Consider the following 19,658-nt stretch of genomic DNA (forward strand, 5'->3'; position numbering starts at 1 on the left):
AATATATTAAAATAAATTTATTTCAATTTATTTATTAATATTTCAATTTTAATACAACCTCATTACTTTATGCTCTTACTTAAAAGATATTAAACTTCAATAATTAATATAATAATTAATTATTAAATATTTTTTCAGTAATAGTATCTAATTCATACTTACCTACAATACCATCACCATTCATATCATACTCTGCTTTCTCTTGGTTATAATATTTAGATGCTATTGCTAAGTCAGCTATAGTTACTTTACCATCTTTATTTAAATCTCCAATTAGCTTTTCTTCTAATGAAATACTTAAATTTACTTTTTCAGAAAGCTTTCCTTGTCTATTTTTAGCTGCAACTTCTATATTATATTCACTAGTTTTATCTAAGTTGTTTAATTGGTATTCAAAAGTATCTGCACTAACCTCATCTACAACTTTTCCATTCTTAAATATAACATATCCAATAACACCATAATCCTCTTCTGGCTTTTCCCAAGTTATTGTTGCACTATTATCTGTTTTTTCTGTAGATTGTAAATTACTTGGTGAATTTGGAGTAGTATCTTTTTCAAATACATTTAACTCTGATGCTGATGCAAATCCCCCCACACCTTGTATTGCTACTAATCTAACATGTGTAGCTGTTACTGCATCAAATTCTACTACCTTTTTAGTTGAATCTGAACTCCATGTTCCTTCAGATACAGTTTCAAAATTATCACCATCAGTACTTACTTGCAGTTCATATTGTGTAATAATTCCATTAGTTCCACCAGATTGTCTTGGTAAATATTCATATTTATCTATTAAATATTCTCCACCTAACTCTAATGTTATACTTTGTGGTAATACATCATTTGGTGAATATTTAGTATGCCATATAGTATTTATATTATCATCAATTGCAAAACTAGCTAATCCTTCTGTTCCCACATTAGGATGTTCACTACTAGCTGTTACTTTCATTTGCTTTTTATCAATTTGTAAGCTTGAACTAACTCCTAAGTTTATTTTATATTCTTTTATAGTTCCATCTTCTGCTTGTATGCTTACATTTATTATAGTATTTTCACTTTCTATATAGAAAGATGCTTCTTCTTCATTAGATTTATATTCTTTTTCTTCTCCTTCTAATGAAATAGATACTTTAGCATTATTTTCAACAGCTTTTGCTTTTATTTTAGCTATATTCATTTCTGATGGTAAAACTGCTGAATAGCTATTTATATTAGGATCAAATTCTGGAGTTATTTCTATTCCCTCTACTTCAAGATTTTCTAATGCAGCATTACCTTCAAATTGTCTATTGACTAATATTCTATAGTAGTTTACTTTTGAGTAATCCTCTGATGTTACTTTAACTATTATAGTATTTGTTCCTAGATTTAGTGGAATATCTGTATTTTCTCCTTCAAACTTTACATTTCCATTGAAAATTTCTACTTTTGAGTTTTCACTATTCTTTATTGCTTCAACATTTATACTTTCTATATTTTTATCTACGTTATAAGAATAATTTAATTTATCTGAAACAAATCCATCTAATAAAGCACCATTAACTTTTAATCCAGAAAGTGAAACATCATTACTTTCTCTTCTTATAACCGATAATCTATACATAGATTTTGATATTCCATCTTCAGCTATAGAATATACTTGAACCGAATTAATTCCTGTTGCTAATTTTATATCTCCATTAAATGAGTTTCCTTCTTTATTACTAATAACCTCTCCATTAACTAAAACTATTAGCTTGCTATTTGGTGATTTACTTTCTAAAGTAAGATTCATAGTATCACTGGTTGTTGAACCATTTGCAGTATAGAAATATCTATTTTCACTAAATGCTGGCATTTCTTCAATTCCATTAACAATTATATTACTTAATTTAGATTCACTCTCTTTAAATCTATCTAATTTAATGCTATAAGTCTTAGTTTCTCCAGAATTAGAAATTAATTTAATAGAAATATTTTTACTTTCTCCACTAGCTATAGAAAGATCTGACTTTAAAGTTCCTACTCCTTCTGCTATCTTTTCATCATCTGAATATATCTCTATTTTTGTATCTGATTCTATTGCTTCTAAATCAAAGTTAATATCTGCAATATCTGAATGTACTACCGCATTATAGCTTTCAATATTGTTATTAAAGTCAAATAATAAAGCTGCCCCATTAATATCTAAGTTCCACAAACCAAATCCTTCACGAGCTACTTCTTGTCCAAAGCTTATTTCTTTATCATTTACTTTAAATTCACTAAAAATAAACTCATGTGAAGCATTTGGATTTGCTGTTAAAAGCCCTACTTTTGCATCACTAGAAATACCACTATTACTTAATTCATCTCCAACTTGGATCCACTCATCACCATCTATTGAATAATATCCCTTAAATGAATCACTACTTCTTTCAAGCTTAAAGTAAATATCATTTCCATCTATTTCTGCAACTTCTCTGCTTTCATTTGGTTGTCCTGCATTTTCTGTAACTATTTTAATACTTGGATTTCCATTATTATGCTTTCTTTGTATTGCTACATAATTATCATCATCACTATAAATTACAATTCCAGCTTCTTCATAACCTGATTGAGTTTTTCCACTCATCTTTGTAGTAACAGTATATTCATTTGAAGATTCTACTATTTCTGATAGGAATATATTATTTGCTGAGTTTCCTGTAGCCCATAGTGAACCCCCACTTGTCATAATCTTAAGAGATTTATCACTTAATAATTCCCATTTATTATTATCCTCTCTTACTATTGACCACTTGTTAGAAAGCTCAAGATTAGCCTCCTCATCACCTTCATTTATATTTCCATTACCTGAAACATTAAATACAATACTATTAGATTCATATACACGAGTATCAGATATTACAAATGCCTTAATTTCTGCTTGTCCATTTCCAACAGCAGTTAATTCACCATCTTCATTTATCTTTATTACGTTTTCATTACTACTATAATATTTAACATCACCTTGTCCACTTTTTTGGTTATTAGCATTAATTTTTAAATCATCACCAATTATATTAATACTTTCAGTTGTATTACTCATATTAGATGTGTTTACTCTTAAGTTTAGTCCATTATCATATTTATTATCTTCAATAGTTATATTATTTGCACCTGAGAAAACAAACATTGGAGATGATAAGTTTTCCCCTTGCTTATCAACGGTTAAATCTAAAGTTTGTCCAACTTCTAACTCATTTGAGCTTGAAGATATTTGTACTTGCGCATTACTATTATACCTATTTACAATATTATTTCTGAATATTAGATTTCCGACGCTCTTTCCATTTAATACAGTTGTATCTTTTATATTAAAGATATTATCTTCAATAACTATATTATTATGGATAGGATTATTTTCATCAAATACTTGATTAGTAGGTCCAAAATAAATAACCGGTCCTTCTGATCTATCAAAAACATTATTTCTTATGGTAACATCATTTGTTGGTCCTGATTCATACCATTGATGTGCATCACTTGATATAAATATACTAGACATCCCCATTCCATCAAAGTAGTTATTTTCTATTAAAACAGGCTTTCTAGTTGTAACTAATATTCCTCTAGTAGGTGTTTCAATAAACTTATTATTTGTTATTTCAACCTCTGGAGTATAAGTTATATTTTCAACAACATGAGTATTTCCTGCCACTATTTCATCTGGAATATCCTGATCTAAGGTTATAATTATATCTGTTAAACTTCCTTCAGAACTTGTTCCTGATGGTCCTTCTACATCAATAACCTTGGCATTCGAACCTTCTACAGCTAACATAGTCGTCTTTGTAAAGAATTCTACTTCATCACCAATATAAAATTGAGGGAATCCAGCAGTTTCATTATGCATATATCTTACTTTAACCTTATTAGTGGCTACCTTTTCTACAACTTCTAGATATGTTCCATGTATATTTATAGGGTCATCATGAGGGTTAGAAAAACTACTATTAGTTATTTTTATTTTTCCCTTAGTCCCAGACATTTGTATAAAATCAGCAAATCCAGCAGTTACTCTACCTGAACCTTCTCTTGCTTTGAAGTTCACTCCATCTATAGTTATATTTTCAGTGAATTGCCCTACAAATCCAAATCCATGTAAATATTGTACATCTACATTCTTTACTTCTACATCTTTACTTTCCCAGAAGAATGCACCTGGAGTATCTCTTGTAGTTTCTCTCATCTGATATACTCTACCTAAATCTGCATACTCTTGAGATGAATTATACGTTACCTTTACTCTATTATCTTCTAATTGTTCAATATTAGTTATATTAGAAAATAAACTACCATTTCTTCTTGTTTCACCAGTATTAGCATCATAATGTTGCGTATAGTTAAATGCATTTCTACCAGTCCAATAATATTGACCAGTAATAGGGCTCTTTTCTCCATACCAGTTTATTCCATTATTGTTTATTTCATAATCATATGTTTCTGGGATATATAAAACTCTATAAGCACTTCCATTTTCTACTCCTGTCTCTTCTACAGTAACATCTACTACCTTAGGATTAACATAATCAAATGAGAAGTTCTCAAATCTTACATTTTCAGATCTTATAGCTGCAAATGCTGTTTGAAATCCATGATATGAAAAATGTGATCCTCCCCCATCAATAACCACATCATTCATATCTTCAACTAAAATACCAATATTTTTAATCTTGTAACTTTGCTTTGTTCCTACTGTATTAGAAACATATAATTCTCTTTTTTGGTGCATTTTCTGGATAAAATGTATATTCTCCTTGTGGAAAATATATTTTTTTAGGTCCTTCAATATCCTTAGCATACTCTAATGCCTTAGTAACAGCCTCTACTGAATCTACTTTTCCTGTTGGATCTGCACCAAATTCGGTTACATCAATAATAGTATAATTTTGTTCATCTGAATAGCTTGAAGCTTCCTTTTCTAAAGGATAAGCATTAGCTATTAAAGTATTAGCTACATTAGTCGTTGTTAAAGTTACAGCAACTAATGTAGCTAATAACTTTATTTTTTTACTACACATAAATTCTCCCCCTATTTAACCATAATATAATACGCTATGTATATTTTAACGTTTACATGGCTTATCTTATCATATTTGTTTATATATTATAATTCAGTCTTGTAAATATTATTTTTTACATAATTTATTTAAGAATTCATGAATATTCTACTTTTAAAAGGATAAAATAACAGAGTAACTTGATTGTAACTATAATTTAAAAATATATTTATTTTCAAAGTTAATAGTAATTTAAAGGAGGTATTTTATTATGCGACATAATGGAAGTATTGAATGTACAGTTACTGAATGCAAATTTCATTGTTCTGATGATAATTATTGCACTTTAAATCATATAAAAGTAGTAAGCCATACAAGTTGTGCAAGTAGTATTGAATGTACTGATTGCTCTAGCTTTGTTAAAAAATAACATTTTTGATAATGCGATATTATTTAATATATCTCATAAATTTTATTCAAGTACTAAGTATCAAATGGCAAGTAAAAAGTTATTTTAAAACTTATTACTTGCCATTTATAATTATTATTTAAATTTAAGGAGTGAAACAAATGAAAAAATTTACACAAAAACTTTGTTTACTATTAGCACTACTAACAATATCATCACTACTTCTCTCTAATTTATTTGCATCAGCTAAATCTATTGAAAACCCTTATTCTCAATTTGTTGCTGATCCATATTATGAAGTTACATCTGATTATCTTAATGGAATAAGAGATAAGCTTGTAAAACTTCCTGGTTCTGGTAGTGTTTGTATTGATTATTTATCAGAAGAAATATTATTACATAGAGCATTACTATTTACTGCTCATAATATTCAAAGTTATTCAAATAATCCTGAACTAATAGATATTACAGATGAGATTATCGATAATTATACTGGTGAATTAAGAGAAATGAGAGAAGAACTTGCCAAACTAATAGATACTCTAAAAGATAAGGAACCATTAAAGGAAGATAGTGAGTATATTAAAGAATATAAACTAGTTATTGATAAAATAGTAAAAGATTTAGCTCAAGTAAAATCTGCCGATAGTAATGAATTAACTTATATAAAGCAAGCAATTGCGCTTTTACAAGCATCACATGACATTGCTTTAATAGATAATAAATGTACTAAAAGTAAATTAGTTAAAGAAATATCTCAAAATACAGCTTCTAATACAGAAGCATATATTTCTAGATTAAAAACATTAGAAACAGCTTTTAAATAAAAGTAAAGACACTATATACAAATAGTTCAGTATATAGTGTCTTTATTTTCATTTAAAATACATCTAATTTAACAACCTTATTATTAATTCTAGACTCTTCTGCTGCAAATGCCATTAAGTGACTTTGAAGAGACCTTCTACCACTTGAAAGAGAATCATTTCCACCTTCTTCTAAAAGCTTAAATAATTCATTCATTAATCCTCCATCTCCACCATTATGTCCGCTATCAGCTTGTTCAATCTTATATACTTTTACATTCTTCTCTTGTTTTAAGTTTGATCTAAATGTAACAACTTCTATTTCATTCTTACCTTCATGACCTCTTATTTCCCCTTTAGTTCCCATAATTTTTATAGTTCTTGAAATTTCATCTGTAAACCCTGATAAATTAAATGTTGCTGTAATACCATTTTGAAACTTAATAATTGTACTTTGATGATCACAAACATTATTATCGCATTCAAAAACACATTTTCCATATCTATTTTCTGATAAGGCTTCTAAAACCCCTTCTCTTGTTTGAACATCACTAATTACTGTAGTAGGCCATTTTCCAATAACATCTAAATAAATTTTTCTTCCATCAAAAGCACAATCACTAATGTTGCAATCTAAACATCTAGATGCAGCACCATTTGGTCTATTTTTACTATTGAAAAATATTAACTCCCCAAAAGAAGCTATACTTTCACAATTTGAATTAACAATCCAAGATAAAATATCTAAGTCATGACAGCTTTTTTGAAGAATTATAGGTGATGTTTCATCTGAATTTCTCCAGTTTCCTCTAACAAAGCTATGAGCCATATGAAATGCCCCTACATTTTCATTATGTTGAATAGTCACTATGTCTCCTATTTCTCCACTTTCTACTATTTCTTTAAGCTTCTTAAAGAAATTCGTATATCTAAGTACATGACAAACCATAAGTAATAATCCTTTTTCTTCAGCTTTATTAACCATATCTATACATTCATCCTTATTTACTGACATTGGCTTTTCAAGTAAGATATTATAACCTTTATCTAAAGCTTTCATAACTGGTTCATAATGTTGTCTGTCTAATGTTGCTATTATAACTACATCAGCTAATTTTTCTCTTGAAAAAAAATCATCTAAATTATCAAAAACATTTTCTTTTAATATATTATGTTCAATAGCCATTTTTTCTCTTTTAAAGTCATTCGGCTCAACTACAGCTACAACTTTTCCTAAATGACCGTTATTTTTTATAAATTCACCATATATATCTTGACCTCTTTGGCCAGCCCCTATTATTGCTACAGTTTTCATAACATCCATCCCCTTTATACCTTTTATAGAATATTTTACCATATATTTTCTTTTTTTACATCTTTCTCTTCATTTTTTCAACAAAAAATCCTCTTAAAAAATTTTTAAGAGGATTTCTTATATTAAAATTTTTATAAATTTATCTTTTTAAATATTGCTGGATATACTCCAATTCCAACAAAACTTATTATGCCATATGAAATAAATTTAAACATTAAAGTATCCGGTAATATAAATTTAAGTGTTAATTTTAAAATAACTAATATTAAAACACCTATTAAAACTCTTAATATTTTATTTTTTACTTTACCTTCAACTGAAAAATCAACATATTTTTTCTCAATTATTATACCTAATATAAACCCTAAATATGTTCCAAGGCCCTTTATAAAATCTGCTGAATTAGCAAATGTTAATGCAGGTATAAACAATATGAATGTAATTATATATAATAATATTTTGTTATTTACCTTATTAAATAAATAATAAGACATTAACGATACTGCAACTCCTAAAATTGCTCCTACTATAACATCTTTGGGATAATGTACCCCTAAATATAATCTTGAAAAACCTATTAATAATATTATTATTGTACTAATAATATAGTAAATTCTTTTCTTCAAATATATTGCTATAGCTCCATAGAAAGAAGCTGCTCCTTGTGTATGCCCACTAGGGAATGAATATCCTGTAGCTGTTTCTGCTCTCAATGTTCGTATTCCTTCTTCTCCTATAGGTCTTTTCATTTTAAATATATCTTTTATTGAATTATTTAAAAGAACACTTGTTAAAACTGAATAAGCTAAATATTCTCCAAATTTTTTATCAATTGCCCAATAAATAATACACATAATTGATATTAACACTAACTGTTCTCCACATATTGTTATAAGTTCAAATAGCTTATCTAAAAAAGGATTTGCTATACTTTGAATATTTCTTAAAATTTCTAACTCCATAGAACCCTCCTACTTATCTTTAATGTCTAAAGACATGTCTTCTTACTTCTTTTTTTAGTGCCTCTAATGCATATGCTACATAAAGTTCTGTACTTATTAAAATTGCTTTTTCATCTATATTAAACTTATCATTATGATTTGGATAGTCTATTCCAATATCTTCATTGCTCGCCCCTACAAATGCAAACACTCCTGGAATACTTTTTTGATAAATAGAAAAATCTTCTCCTAGCATCATTCTCGGAACACTTATAATATCTTCTTCTTTAAATATTTTTTTAGCACCTTCTAGTGCTGTTTTTACAGCTTCTGAATCATTTATTACAGCTGGATGATTTGATATATCATATTCAACAGTAGCAGTGGCTCCATATGCTATAGCTGTGCTATAAGCCACTCTTTTTATTGACTGTTGTATGTGCTTAGCTGTAGAAACTTTAAATGATCTTACTGTTCCTTCAATTATAGCTTCACCAGATATTATATTGTGTGTATCTCCTGATTTTATATGTCCTACTGTTACAACAGCAGAATCAACTGGATCAATCTCCCTACTTACTATAGATTGTAAATTCATTACTATAGCTGCACTCACTAAGGTTGCATCTACACATTGATGTGGCTTACCAGCATGTCCTGCCTTTCCAGTAACTTTTATTCTAAATTTATTTGATGCTGCCATTCTTGGCCCTTCTTCTATTGAAATTTTACCACATTCTATATCTCCAAAAACATGTAATCCAAAGATTTCATCCACATCATCTAAATATCCTTGTTCTGATATTAATTTAGCTCCCAATGAATTTTCTTCTGATGGTTGGAATATTAATATTATTTTACCTAATAAGTTTTCTTCATACTTTTTTAAAATCATAGCTGCCCCGATTAACGATGCCATATGTGCATCATGGCCACAGGCATGCATTACCCCTTTATTTTCTGACGAATATCTAACTCCAGTATTTTCCTCTATACTTAAAGCATCCATATCTGCTCTTAATGCAATCGTTCTTCCTTCACCTTTTCCTATACTTGCTACAACTTCTGTTTTAACCCCCTCTTCATAACGTATTCCTATTCTATCTAATTCTTCTTTTATTTTTTTTGATGTATTGTATTCTTGCATACTTAATTCTGGATATCTGTGAAAATACTTTCTTAACCCAATTATATAATTACTAATTAATTTAGTTTCCTTTGCTATATCCATATTAATTCCCCCTTTTTCCCTAATAAAACACATATAGATTATACATTTATGAAATCCATTTGTATATTATTACCTATTTTTTTTGTGAAATTTTACATTTTATATTTTATTTTATGTAAATTTATGGTAATATTTTCTTGTGATTATTTATATACTATAGGTTGAGGTGAATTTTATGAAAAAGAAATTTTTATTATTAAGTTCTTCTATACTATTATGTTGCACTTTTATATCTTGTAATTTAAAAGATGCAATAACAGGTGCAAATACTAATGATACTTCTACAACAACAAATGAAAACACTACAAATGAAAATGATAATAAATCTGTTATCATCAATGATGCTAATGCTGAAAATACTGATTCTAATATGGATACAGCTACTAGCACAGATCTTACTAATGCTACTTCTAGTATAGATGATAAAAATGGTTCAACTTTAACAACTACTGACTATACTTCTACAACAAATACAACTACTAATGATACAACTACTTCTAATACCGTTAATAGAAATTGTAGAGTTTTTTATTTTAATACATCTGATTTAAAAACTTATTATATCGATACAACTGTTCCTGTAACTGATAATGCCTTTACAACAGCTTTAACTAACAAACTATATACTAGCCCAGATTCTAGTGATAATTTTATAGTTATTCCAGAAGAATTTGGTGTTAATTCTGCAACTATAGATGAAGAAACTGGAGTTTTAAAAGTTGTGTTTAATGAGGATTTTACTTCTGCACTTCCACTAGGAACTTCTTCTGAAAGTGGACTAATATCAGCAATAGTAAATACTTATGGATATAATTATGGACTTGATAAAGTTGCAATTTATTTTGGTGATACTCTTTATACAGGTCTTAAAGGTGAATTACTTGAAGGATATTATACTGTAAATACTGAGGATGCAATAAAATTAAATTAATTATAACTAAATAATGATATAACTATTAAATTACATAGTAGTTATATCATTATTTTTTATTTCACGTAATAATAATTTATTTGTTTAATGTTTCTGAGAAATTTCTTTTTATCATTAAAAATTCTTCCATATCATTTAAAAATTGTAGCAATTCTGCTCTATTCTCAAACTCCTCTCTAGTTTTAGGTAAACTCATCTTTTTAAACTCACATCTTAAATCTTCTAGCTCACCTAATAATTCTTTGCAATCATTCATTTCCCTTATATTTTCTGATACACAGTATGTAAATTTTGCCATAACTTTCATTTGCTCAACTGGTATGCTAAATTTATGAAAATGTAATCTCATTCTATTTATAGTATCAAACTGATTTATTCTCATATTTATATAATCTGTATAATATGATGAACTTCTAAAAAAATTATTATTAACTATTTTATAAGCTGTTTCTTTACTCTCATACAACTTACTTCTTATATCATCAATTAATTTTTGTTCATCAATATCTACAGTATATGTCATTAAAGACTTTGCCATCTTATATATTAAAATTCTATAATTTTCTTCTATCCACTCTTTGTCTTCTTTAAATTTATCTTCAAGTGATGGCATAAATACATTAGCTATAGCTGCTACACCTATTCCTATAATCATAATCATAATTTCATTTACTATTAAATTTATAGTAATTTTATCTGCAACTAAAAAATGTGTTGATAAAACAACTGCTGGAACCATGCCTTCCTGCATATTAAATTTATAAGTTATTGGTATTAGAACTAATAAAAATATCCCAAATATTATTGGTTCTTGTCCTAATATTCCATAAAATATAATAGAGATTAATATACCTATTAGACATGCCACTACTCTTTTTTTTCCAACTATCAACGCTTGCCTTCTTGTGTCTTGAATGCTTAATATTGCAATTACAGCACCTACTGTTGCATAATCTAAACCTAATACATTCCCAATAATTAATGTAATAGATGCCGATATAGCCATTTTTAAAGCTAAGTTATACATTTGCTTACTTTTACATCCTTTCTATTAGTTAATCAATTTATCTTTATCTTTATCTATATTATCATAATTTATAAATAACTAATATATTAATTGATCATAAAAAATCCTAGCACATATAAATATGAGCTAGGACTTTGTTTATATTAACACATAAAAATCAAATTAATATTATTTAATTTGAAATGCTGTAACTGTTGCAGCTCTAACTGTAATCTTTTCTTTAGATCTAGTTAAATTAGTTAACCTTAATGTCATATCTGAATTAGCTGTAACTAGCATACCAAGAGTAATGTGATTATTTCTAACATCATCTGATATACTTGCTGTATGCTTGCTTCCTCTTAATACATTTCCATTAGGATCAGTAAAAGCAAAAATTACATCTTTTCTAGTAGCAGATCCACATTTTTCAGTTGCATGAGTAAATGATACTGCATACTTAATAAAATAAGTGTGTCCACCTTCTAAGATTAGATCTGTTCCATTAGCAAAACGAACTCCAGTTCCTCCAACAACATTAGTGTCTGGAAGTGATACAGGTTCAGCATATGCTACTGCTAAGTCATCACCATAAGCTCTACTTTCAACTCTATATTCCTCTATAGAAGTAACTCCATCTTGTCCTGCAGGCCCTGCAGGTCCTGCTGGTCCTACTGGTCCTGTTGCTCCTGTTGCTCCTGTATCTCCCTTATCACCTTTTATTCCTCTTAATCCCATTGGTCCTCTTGGTCCTGTTGGTCCTGTTTCACCTTGTGGTCCTGCTGGTCCTACTGCTCCTGTTGCTCCTGTTGCTCCTGTTGCTCCTGTTGCCCCTGTTGCTCCTGTTGGTCCTGCTGGTCCTATTGGTCCTCTTTCTCCTGTATCTCCTTTTTCTCCTTTTTCTCCTCTTGGTCCTCTTGGTCCTCTTTCACCATCGCAACCTTTTGGTCCCATTGGTCCTCTTGGTCCTCTTGGTCCTCTTGGTCCTTTACATACGCAACAAACTGATTCTTCTTTTTTACATTCATATTCATCATATTTATCATATTCACATTTGTCATTCTTTTCACATTTCTCATGTTTTTCACATTTCTCATGCTTTTCATACTTATCATTTTTCTTACATTCATCATGTTTGTCAAAGCTTGATTCTTGGTAATCTTCCCAATTATCTTCGTAGCTTTCTTCATAGTTTTCTTCATCATAAAAATTGTTGTATTCTTTCACTTTTTTATCCTCCTGTTATTACACTTTAACTAATCATTTGTTTTATTTATAATTCATCTTATGTAAAAACTCACTATTTTGTTACATTATTCAACTTTACTTTTTTAATTGTTTTATATTTTTTATACAAAAGATATAATACCTATTAAATAAAAATAATACTTTTGAAAATATTTTATTTTAGTATTAGTATATTTATTAGAAAGTTTAGGAGTGATGTTATGAAATTTTATGAAAAAACTCTAAGTGAAAATATAATCTATGAAGGTAACTATTTAACCTTTACTAATATTTCTGTAGAATTACCTAATGGTGATATTAGTGATAGAGATATCATTAAACATCCAGGTGCATGTGCAATAATACCTTTTATAGATAACAATAAAATAATTTTAGTTGAGCAATTTAGAAAAGCAATTGAAAAAACTATTCTAGAAATTCCAGCTGGAAAGCTTGATAAAAATGAAGATTCTCTTACTTGCGCACATAGAGAACTTGAAGAGGAAACAGGATATAAAGCTAAAAATATGACCTATCTTGGTGCTATTGCAACTGCTCCTGGATTTTGTAATGAACTTATTCACTTATATAAAGCTACAGACCTTTATATAGGAGAAAAATCTTGCGATGAAGATGAATTTACAGAAGTAAAGACATTTACTTTAGAAGAAGTTAAATCAATGGTTAAAAGTGGGGAAATAATTGACACCAAAACTATAAGTATTCTTGCCTATCTTTAAAATTATATTACGAACTAAGGATAATATTTTGCTACATTTATATAATATCTTATAGCAAGAAATATTTGCTTTTTTACTTTGTTATTTCACTAAATCATGAAGTAAATTATAAAGAAAAGGTTGTGATCTTAACGCAAGAAATATTCATAATGAATCTTAGAATTTAATCTTCATTGGAATAAAAATTACGTTAAAAAGCAACCTTTTCGATATCAAGTTATCTAATAATTTAACCGTATTATACTAATACTTTAATTTTATTATGCTATTGTCCGTTGATAAATTTATAAAATTGTATAGGATTAGTATATTATCAAATGCGTTTTCTTTAATATATTCACTAATTTTACTTGAAAAACTTCTTAAATCAATAACATGTATTTCTTCATAATTTTGTGTTAAAAATGGCACAAGTGAATTTGCAAAAGAATCTTTGATAACTAAAAGTTTTTTTCCATTCTTAAGTTCTGAATTTTTTATTATTGTAATTGGATTATTTCCATTTAAAAACATTGAGTATTTGTCTCTTATTTCTAACTTGGAATAATCATATATAGATTCATATACAGCATCTCCTACAATATTCATTGTTAAATTATCAAATTCATAATATATTAAATTGTCACCATTAATATTAAAGGGTTTCGCCTTTGAAAAATATGTTCCATAAAAGTTACTTACATTTACTTCTATAAGACTATTTATATCTATTGGTTGTAATCCAAGTGATTTTATAAATTCTAAGTATGCTAAATATGCTCCATATGTTGTCCAGTGATGATCTGTCTTATAATAAATATATTTACCCTTATTTTTCATTAATACATTAAAAACATCAATATTATTAGTATATTTTAATGATGAATATATTTCTTTTATTATTACATCTTGTCTTATTTGTCTTGATCCTAAAGGAAGATCTTCTCTATATATTTCATAAGAATTTGGTGCAATTATTAATGATACTTTATCTAAATTTTTTTTGCTAAATAAGTTTATAGCATTAATATTATTTTTCAATTTTTCTTCATCTATAGTATCAAATTTTTCAAATAACTCATCATTATTTCCATATATTATTCCGTTGTTTTCTACTTTTCCTAATACATATTCACTTCTTGATTTTAAACTAATCCATTTATCTCTTAAGGGAAATTGATCATTAATATATGTCTCATAATTTTTTTGAAAACTTCCATTAAAAAAATCCTTTAAATTGAAAGTTACCTTAGTTTTTAAATTTCTATTTTCTAATTCAGAAAATGTTTTATTATCAATAATGAAGCTTACTATTGTCAACCCTAAAACTATAACAATAAAACTATGTAATAAATATTTTTTTTTCAATATTTACACCTCCTAAAATCTAAAGTATAAAAATGGATTATAACTTGCATCAACTAAATATGCTATGCATAATAAAAGTATAATTATTAAAACTATAGTATTTATAACTTCACTTTTAACTATCTTTTTGTATAAATTAGATATTAATGGTGTTGAAAAAATCCCTGCAATTATAAATGTAATTCCATAATTTCTTATGTAATATAACCATTCTAAGCTATTATTTAAGGTAAACATTCTTTGAATTAATATTTTAAGCTGATTTAAATCAACAACTGCAAATAATGCCCATCCCATAATTATAAAAAATAATGCATATATATGGGAAAATATTTTATGCCTATTTAAAAATTTTAAAATTCCTGCTTTTTCTATACTTATTAATACGAAGAAATATAGTCCCCACAATATAAAATTATAACTGGCCCCATGCCAAAAACCAGTTAAAAACCATACTACAAAAAGATTAAAATATAATCTGTACTTTCCCACTCTATTTCCTCCAAGTGGTATATATACATACTCTCTAAACCATGATCCTAAAGTAATATGCCATCTTCTCCAAAACTCAGTTATACTTCTTGATATATAAGGATAATTAAAATTTCTTGGGAAATTAAACCCCAACATTTTTCCAAGACCTATTGCCATAAGTGAATATCCACTAAAATCAAAATATATCTGAAAAGCAAATGCTAGCACTCCCATCCATGCTAAAATTGTACTTATATTACTAAATCCTATAGTTTCTATTTCTGTCCAAAGTGCACCTATATTATTAGCAATAAGAACTTTGCTTCCAACTCCCAATATAAAAAGTTCTACGCCATCTTGAATTTGATTTAAGTTTACTTCTCTATTTTTTAATTCTTTATTTATATCCGTATATTTAACTATTGGTCCTGCAATAAGTTGTGGGAAAAGACATACAAACGCACCAAAGTTTATAATATTTTTTTCTGCTTTAACCTTTCCTAAAAATACATCTATTGTATATGACATAGTTTGAAAAGTGTAAAAACTTATTCCTAAAGGTAAAGTAATTTTTACATAATTTAATGAAAGGTTAAAAATATTATTTATATTTTCTAAAAAGAAATTAAAATATTTAAAGAAAAATAACATTCCTAAATTAAAAGTTATAGATGTACATAAAAGTGCAATACTAATCTTCTTATTTGTTCTATATTTTTCAATTCCTCTACTTACAAAATAATCTATAAATATAGATATTATCATTATAAAAAAATATTTAGGTTCTCCCCATGAGTAAAATACTAAACTTAGTACTAATAAACTTAGATTTTTAAATTTTTTAGGAGTTAAAAAATAAATCCCCATAGCAATTGGTAAAAATCTAAATATAAATAGAATACTACTAAAAACCATATTTATCCCTCTTTTCCTTTGTACTATTCAATAACTAATCTTTATATTATTTATTAGACTATATTTCCCTGGAAATTGTTCCATTCGATTTTATTCTACTCTATTTTAATATTTAATAATTAAAATTATACTAATATAAAATTAATTCCTAATATGAATTTATCTCTAGCACATATAATCCATTTGATGTTTGAATACTTTTATGATAATCTAGTGTATATACACAAGTAAATATATATTAAAGAGGTGTAAACATGAGCTTAAAAGAAGAAATACTTAAATTGAAAGAAGAAAAAAATGCATTAATAGTTGCTCATCTTTATCAATGTGATGAAATTCAAGAAATTGCTGATATAGTTGGTGATTCTTATTTTTTAAGTAAAAAGGCAATGGAAAGTGATAAAGAATTAATAATATTTTGCGGAGTAAAATTTATGGCTGAAAGTGCTAAAATTCTTTCTCCTAATAAAAAAATTCTTATTCCTTCTAACAAAACCACATGTCCAATGGCTGATATGGCATTAGTTGATAGATTAGAAGAAATTATAGACAAGCATCCTAACGCTAAAGTTGTAAGCTATATTAATTCAAACTTAGATATAAAAGCATTATCAGATGTATGTGTTACTTCATCATCAGCAATAGACATATTAAATAATATAGATGCTGAAGAAATAATTTTCTTACCAGATAGAAATTTAGGAAGTTACTTAGCAGAACAACTTCCTAACAAGAACTTCATTTTATATCAAGGCTTCTGCCCTACACATGAAAGAATTGAAAAAGATGAAATACTAAACCTAAAAGAAAAATATCCAAATTATCCTGTATTAGTTCATCCAGAATGTAATAAAGAAGTTCGTGATTTAGCTAATTTTATCGGAAGTACATCAGAGCTTATAAGCTTTACTACTTCCTCTAATGCAGACGGATTTATTGTTGTAACTGAAGAAGGTGTATTTTATGAAATGAAACTAAAAAGCCCTAATAAAATTTTTATCCCTACAAAAACAGGTATGATTTGTCCTAATATGAAAAAAATCTCTCTTAATGATTTATATAATTGTTTAAAAAATGAAGAATATGAAATTCATATTGATGAAGCTCTTAGGGTAAAAGCTCATAAAGCTTTAGAAAATATGCATCTTCTATCTGTATAGTATTATGAATTATGATGTTTTAATAATTGGTACAGGAATTGCAGGCCTTTATACTGCTCTTAACTTAAGAGAAGATATTAGGATATTAATAATAACAAAAAATAAATTTAGGGATTGTAATAGCTATTTAGCACAAGGGGGAATCTCTACGTCCCTTGGTACCTTTGATGAAGAAAATTATATTAAAGATACTCTTAAAGCTGGTACCTATCGTAATAATAAAAGTGCTGTTAAACTTCTTGAAAAAAAATCTATTGAAAATATTGATAACTTAGTCAAAAATTGGAGTTCCTTTTGATAGAAATGAAGATAAATTACGATATACCCGTGAAGGGGGGCACAGTGAATTTAGAATTGTCCATGTTAAAGATGAAACTGGTAAAGCTGTAATGGAATCATTGTTAAATGTGGTATCTCAAAAGTCAAATGTAACTATGCTTGAAGATACAAAGTTATTAGATTTAATTACTAAAGATAATATTTGCTATGGTGGTGTTCTTAAGAATAAAGAAAAAACTTTTACTGTTAATAGTAAATTTACCATTCTTGCAACTGGTGGTATTGGTGGAATATTTAACTCAACTACCAACGTAGAATATCTAACAGGTGATGCTATTAATATTAGTCTTAAAAATAACATTGAAATTAAAGATATGGAATATCTTCAACTTCACCCTACAGTTTTATATGAACCTAACGCTAAAGGCAAAAAGCTTTTGCTTTCTGAATCATTACGTGGCGAAGGTGGCGTAATTATAAATCAACATAGAAAAGAGTTCATTGATTCTTTACTTCCTAGGGAGGTAGTTTCTTCTGCGATACTAAAGGAAATTTCAAAAACTCCAAATAAACCTTATGTTTATCTTGATATGACTAAAAGACCTAAAAATTTTTTAACTGATAGATTTCCTTATCTTTATAATGAATGCTTAAAAAGAGGATATGAAATGGATAAAGATTTATTACCTATAGCCCCTGCTCATCATTACTGCATGGGTGGAATTAAAGTTGATTTATATTCAAAAACATCTATGGAAAATCTTTATGCTGTTGGTGAAGCTAGTTGTACCGGAGTCCATGGTAGTAATAGGCTTGCTAGTAATTCTCTTTTAGAAGCTTTAGTTTTTGGAAATCAAGCTGCTGAAAATATTAATTCTAAAATAAATGAAATTCAATTTAAAGAAATTATACAAACTCCTACAGAATTTGCATTAGATTCGTATGATAATTTTATAAACTTTTTAAAAGAAAAGGTGGATAGTAGATATGCTAAACTATTTAATTGTTGATAATATAATAAAAGAAGCATTAAAAGAAGATATTCCTTACGGTGATATTACAGCTTCATCAGTTGTAACACCTGATTCTAAAGCTAAAGCTTCTCTTATAGCTAAAGAAGATGGAATAATTTGCGGATTATCCGTATTTGAAAGAGTTTTTAGTATATTAGGTGGTGTTAAATTTACTTCCTTTATTTCCGAAGGATCTTTTATAAAAAAAGGGGATATAATTGGTGAAGTTACCGGTAATGCTCTCAATATTTTAATGGGTGAAAGAGTTGCATTAAACTTACTCCAAAGGATGAGTGGTATTGCTACTTTAACTAATAAATATGTAAAAAAACTCGAAGGCCTTAACACTAAAATTTTAGATACCAGAAAAACTACTGCTAATCTTAGAATCTTAGAAAAATATGCTGTTAAAATTGGTGGTGGAAAAAATCATCGCTTTTCTTTATCTGATGGAATTTTAATTAAAGACAATCATATAGGATATGCAGGTAGTATAAGTGCAGCTGTTAAATTAGTTAAAGAAAATAGCTCTTTTGTTAGAAAAATAGAAGTTGAAACAGAATCTAAAAACGATGTTTTGGAAGCACTTGAAGCTGGTGTTGATATTATAATGCTTGATAATATGTCACCATCCCAAGTGAAAGAAATGGTTAAGTTAATCAATGGACGAGCCATCATTGAATGTTCTGGAAACATAACCTTAGATACTGTTAGAGATTATGCCTTACCAGGAGTTGATTTTATTTCATCTGGTGAATTGACTCACTCCATTAGAGCTTTTGATATATCATTAAAAAACTTCACAAGACTTTAAAATAACAAATGGCAAATTTAATAAATGAATTTGCCATTTGC

17 protein-coding genes are annotated in these 19,658 nt (G+C 27.6%); 8 read left to right on the forward strand and 9 right to left on the reverse strand.

Annotation, left to right across the window (positions count from 1 at the left end):
* Positions 1-115: 115 nt before the first annotated feature.
* Both HMPREF0216_RS17535 and HMPREF0216_RS16085 read right to left on the reverse strand, forming a co-directional pair.
* Positions 116-4,741, reverse strand: coding sequence for a cadherin-like beta sandwich domain-containing protein (locus HMPREF0216_RS17535; protein WP_005209907.1), 4,626 nt, complete (start codon positions 4,739-4,741; stop codon positions 116-118).
* Positions 4,710-5,030: a glycosyl hydrolase family 28-related protein gene (locus HMPREF0216_RS16085; RefSeq protein WP_005209909.1), complete on the reverse strand. Its 321-nt coding sequence runs from the start codon at positions 5,028-5,030 to the stop codon at positions 4,710-4,712. The genes HMPREF0216_RS17535 and HMPREF0216_RS16085 overlap by 32 nt, the downstream gene beginning before the upstream one ends.
* Positions 5,031-5,280: 250 nt before the next feature.
* Here HMPREF0216_RS16085 and HMPREF0216_RS16605 point away from each other — a divergent pair, with 250 nt between their 5' ends.
* Positions 5,281-5,439, forward strand: coding sequence for a DUF1540 domain-containing protein (locus HMPREF0216_RS16605; protein WP_005209910.1), 159 nt, complete (start codon positions 5,281-5,283; stop codon positions 5,437-5,439).
* 140 nt (positions 5,440-5,579) lie between these two features.
* Complete coding sequence (locus HMPREF0216_RS00675; RefSeq protein ID WP_040418394.1) at positions 5,580-6,245, forward strand: hypothetical protein; 666 nt, start codon at positions 5,580-5,582, stop codon at positions 6,243-6,245.
* A 52-nt stretch (positions 6,246-6,297) separates the two neighbouring features.
* Here the strand turns inward: HMPREF0216_RS00675 and HMPREF0216_RS00680 are convergent, their stop codons facing one another.
* From HMPREF0216_RS00680 to HMPREF0216_RS00690, 3 genes are all read right to left on the reverse strand, one after another.
* Complete coding sequence (locus tag HMPREF0216_RS00680; RefSeq protein ID WP_040418396.1) at positions 6,298-7,539, reverse strand: Gfo/Idh/MocA family oxidoreductase; 1,242 nt, start codon at positions 7,537-7,539, stop codon at positions 6,298-6,300.
* A gap of 131 nt (positions 7,540-7,670) precedes the next feature.
* Positions 7,671-8,501 carry a phosphatase PAP2 family protein gene (locus HMPREF0216_RS00685; RefSeq protein WP_005209916.1) on the reverse strand — a complete coding sequence of 277 codons (831 nt, stop codon included), beginning with the start codon at positions 8,499-8,501 and terminating at the stop codon, positions 7,671-7,673.
* 19 nt (positions 8,502-8,520) lie between these two features.
* The gene (locus tag HMPREF0216_RS00690; RefSeq protein WP_040418397.1) at positions 8,521-9,711 is read right to left on the reverse strand and encodes a M20 metallopeptidase family protein; all 1,191 of its coding nucleotides are present in this window, start codon (positions 9,709-9,711) and stop codon (positions 8,521-8,523) included.
* Positions 9,712-9,886: 175 nt separating this feature from the next.
* Between HMPREF0216_RS00690 and HMPREF0216_RS16090 the strand changes: the two genes are divergently transcribed.
* Positions 9,887-10,642, forward strand: a complete 756-nt coding sequence (locus HMPREF0216_RS16090; RefSeq protein ID WP_005209925.1) for a GerMN domain-containing protein — start codon at positions 9,887-9,889, stop codon at positions 10,640-10,642.
* 76 nt (positions 10,643-10,718) lie between these two features.
* On the opposite strand, the gene HMPREF0216_RS00700 is transcribed toward HMPREF0216_RS16090, so the two are convergent.
* Together HMPREF0216_RS00700 and HMPREF0216_RS17840 are read right to left on the reverse strand one after the other, a co-directional pair.
* Positions 10,719-11,669: an aromatic acid exporter family protein gene (locus HMPREF0216_RS00700; protein WP_005209926.1), complete on the reverse strand. Its 951-nt coding sequence runs from the start codon at positions 11,667-11,669 to the stop codon at positions 10,719-10,721.
* 168 nt (positions 11,670-11,837) lie between these two features.
* On the reverse strand, positions 11,838-12,875 hold the full coding sequence (locus tag HMPREF0216_RS17840) for a collagen-like triple helix repeat-containing protein (RefSeq protein WP_005209927.1): 1,038 nt from the start codon (positions 12,873-12,875) through the stop codon (positions 11,838-11,840).
* Between the two features lie 221 nt (positions 12,876-13,096).
* Here HMPREF0216_RS17840 and HMPREF0216_RS00710 point away from each other — a divergent pair, with 221 nt between their 5' ends.
* Entirely contained in the window at positions 13,097-13,615 is a 519-nt protein-coding gene (locus tag HMPREF0216_RS00710) for an NUDIX domain-containing protein (protein ID WP_005209928.1), read from the forward strand.
* A 243-nt stretch (positions 13,616-13,858) separates the two neighbouring features.
* Here the strand turns inward: HMPREF0216_RS00710 and HMPREF0216_RS00715 are convergent, their stop codons facing one another.
* A complete protein-coding gene (locus HMPREF0216_RS00715) occupies positions 13,859-14,962 on the reverse strand; it encodes a DHHW family protein (protein ID WP_005209929.1) in 1,104 nt (367 codons plus the stop codon).
* A gap of 12 nt (positions 14,963-14,974) precedes the next feature.
* Entirely contained in the window at positions 14,975-16,351 is a 1,377-nt protein-coding gene (locus HMPREF0216_RS00720; protein ID WP_005209930.1) for an MBOAT family O-acyltransferase, read from the reverse strand.
* A gap of 254 nt (positions 16,352-16,605) precedes the next feature.
* Between HMPREF0216_RS00720 and nadA the strand changes: the two genes are divergently transcribed.
* The 4 genes from nadA to nadC are packed head-to-tail and all read left to right on the forward strand — an operon-like array spanning position 16,606 to position 19,617.
* On the forward strand, positions 16,606-17,511 hold the full coding sequence (nadA, locus tag HMPREF0216_RS00725) for a quinolinate synthase NadA (protein WP_005209931.1): 906 nt from the start codon (positions 16,606-16,608) through the stop codon (positions 17,509-17,511).
* Positions 17,512-17,515: 4 nt separating this feature from the next.
* On the forward strand, positions 17,516-17,809 hold the full coding sequence (locus HMPREF0216_RS17845) for an FAD-binding protein (protein ID WP_005209932.1): 294 nt from the start codon (positions 17,516-17,518) through the stop codon (positions 17,807-17,809).
* The gene (locus HMPREF0216_RS00730; protein WP_147576205.1) at positions 17,793-18,800 is read left to right on the forward strand and encodes an FAD-binding protein; all 1,008 of its coding nucleotides are present in this window, start codon (positions 17,793-17,795) and stop codon (positions 18,798-18,800) included. Before HMPREF0216_RS17845 ends, HMPREF0216_RS00730 begins: the two co-directional genes overlap by 17 nt.
* Entirely contained in the window at positions 18,778-19,617 is an 840-nt protein-coding gene (nadC, locus tag HMPREF0216_RS00735; RefSeq protein WP_005209936.1) for a carboxylating nicotinate-nucleotide diphosphorylase, read from the forward strand. Before HMPREF0216_RS00730 ends, nadC begins: the two co-directional genes overlap by 23 nt.
* The last annotated feature ends 41 nt before the right edge of the window (positions 19,618-19,658 follow it).

The sequence above is a fragment of the Clostridium celatum DSM 1785 genome (assembly GCF_000320405.1).
GTDB lineage: Bacteria > Bacillota > Clostridia > Clostridiales > Clostridiaceae > Clostridium > Clostridium celatum.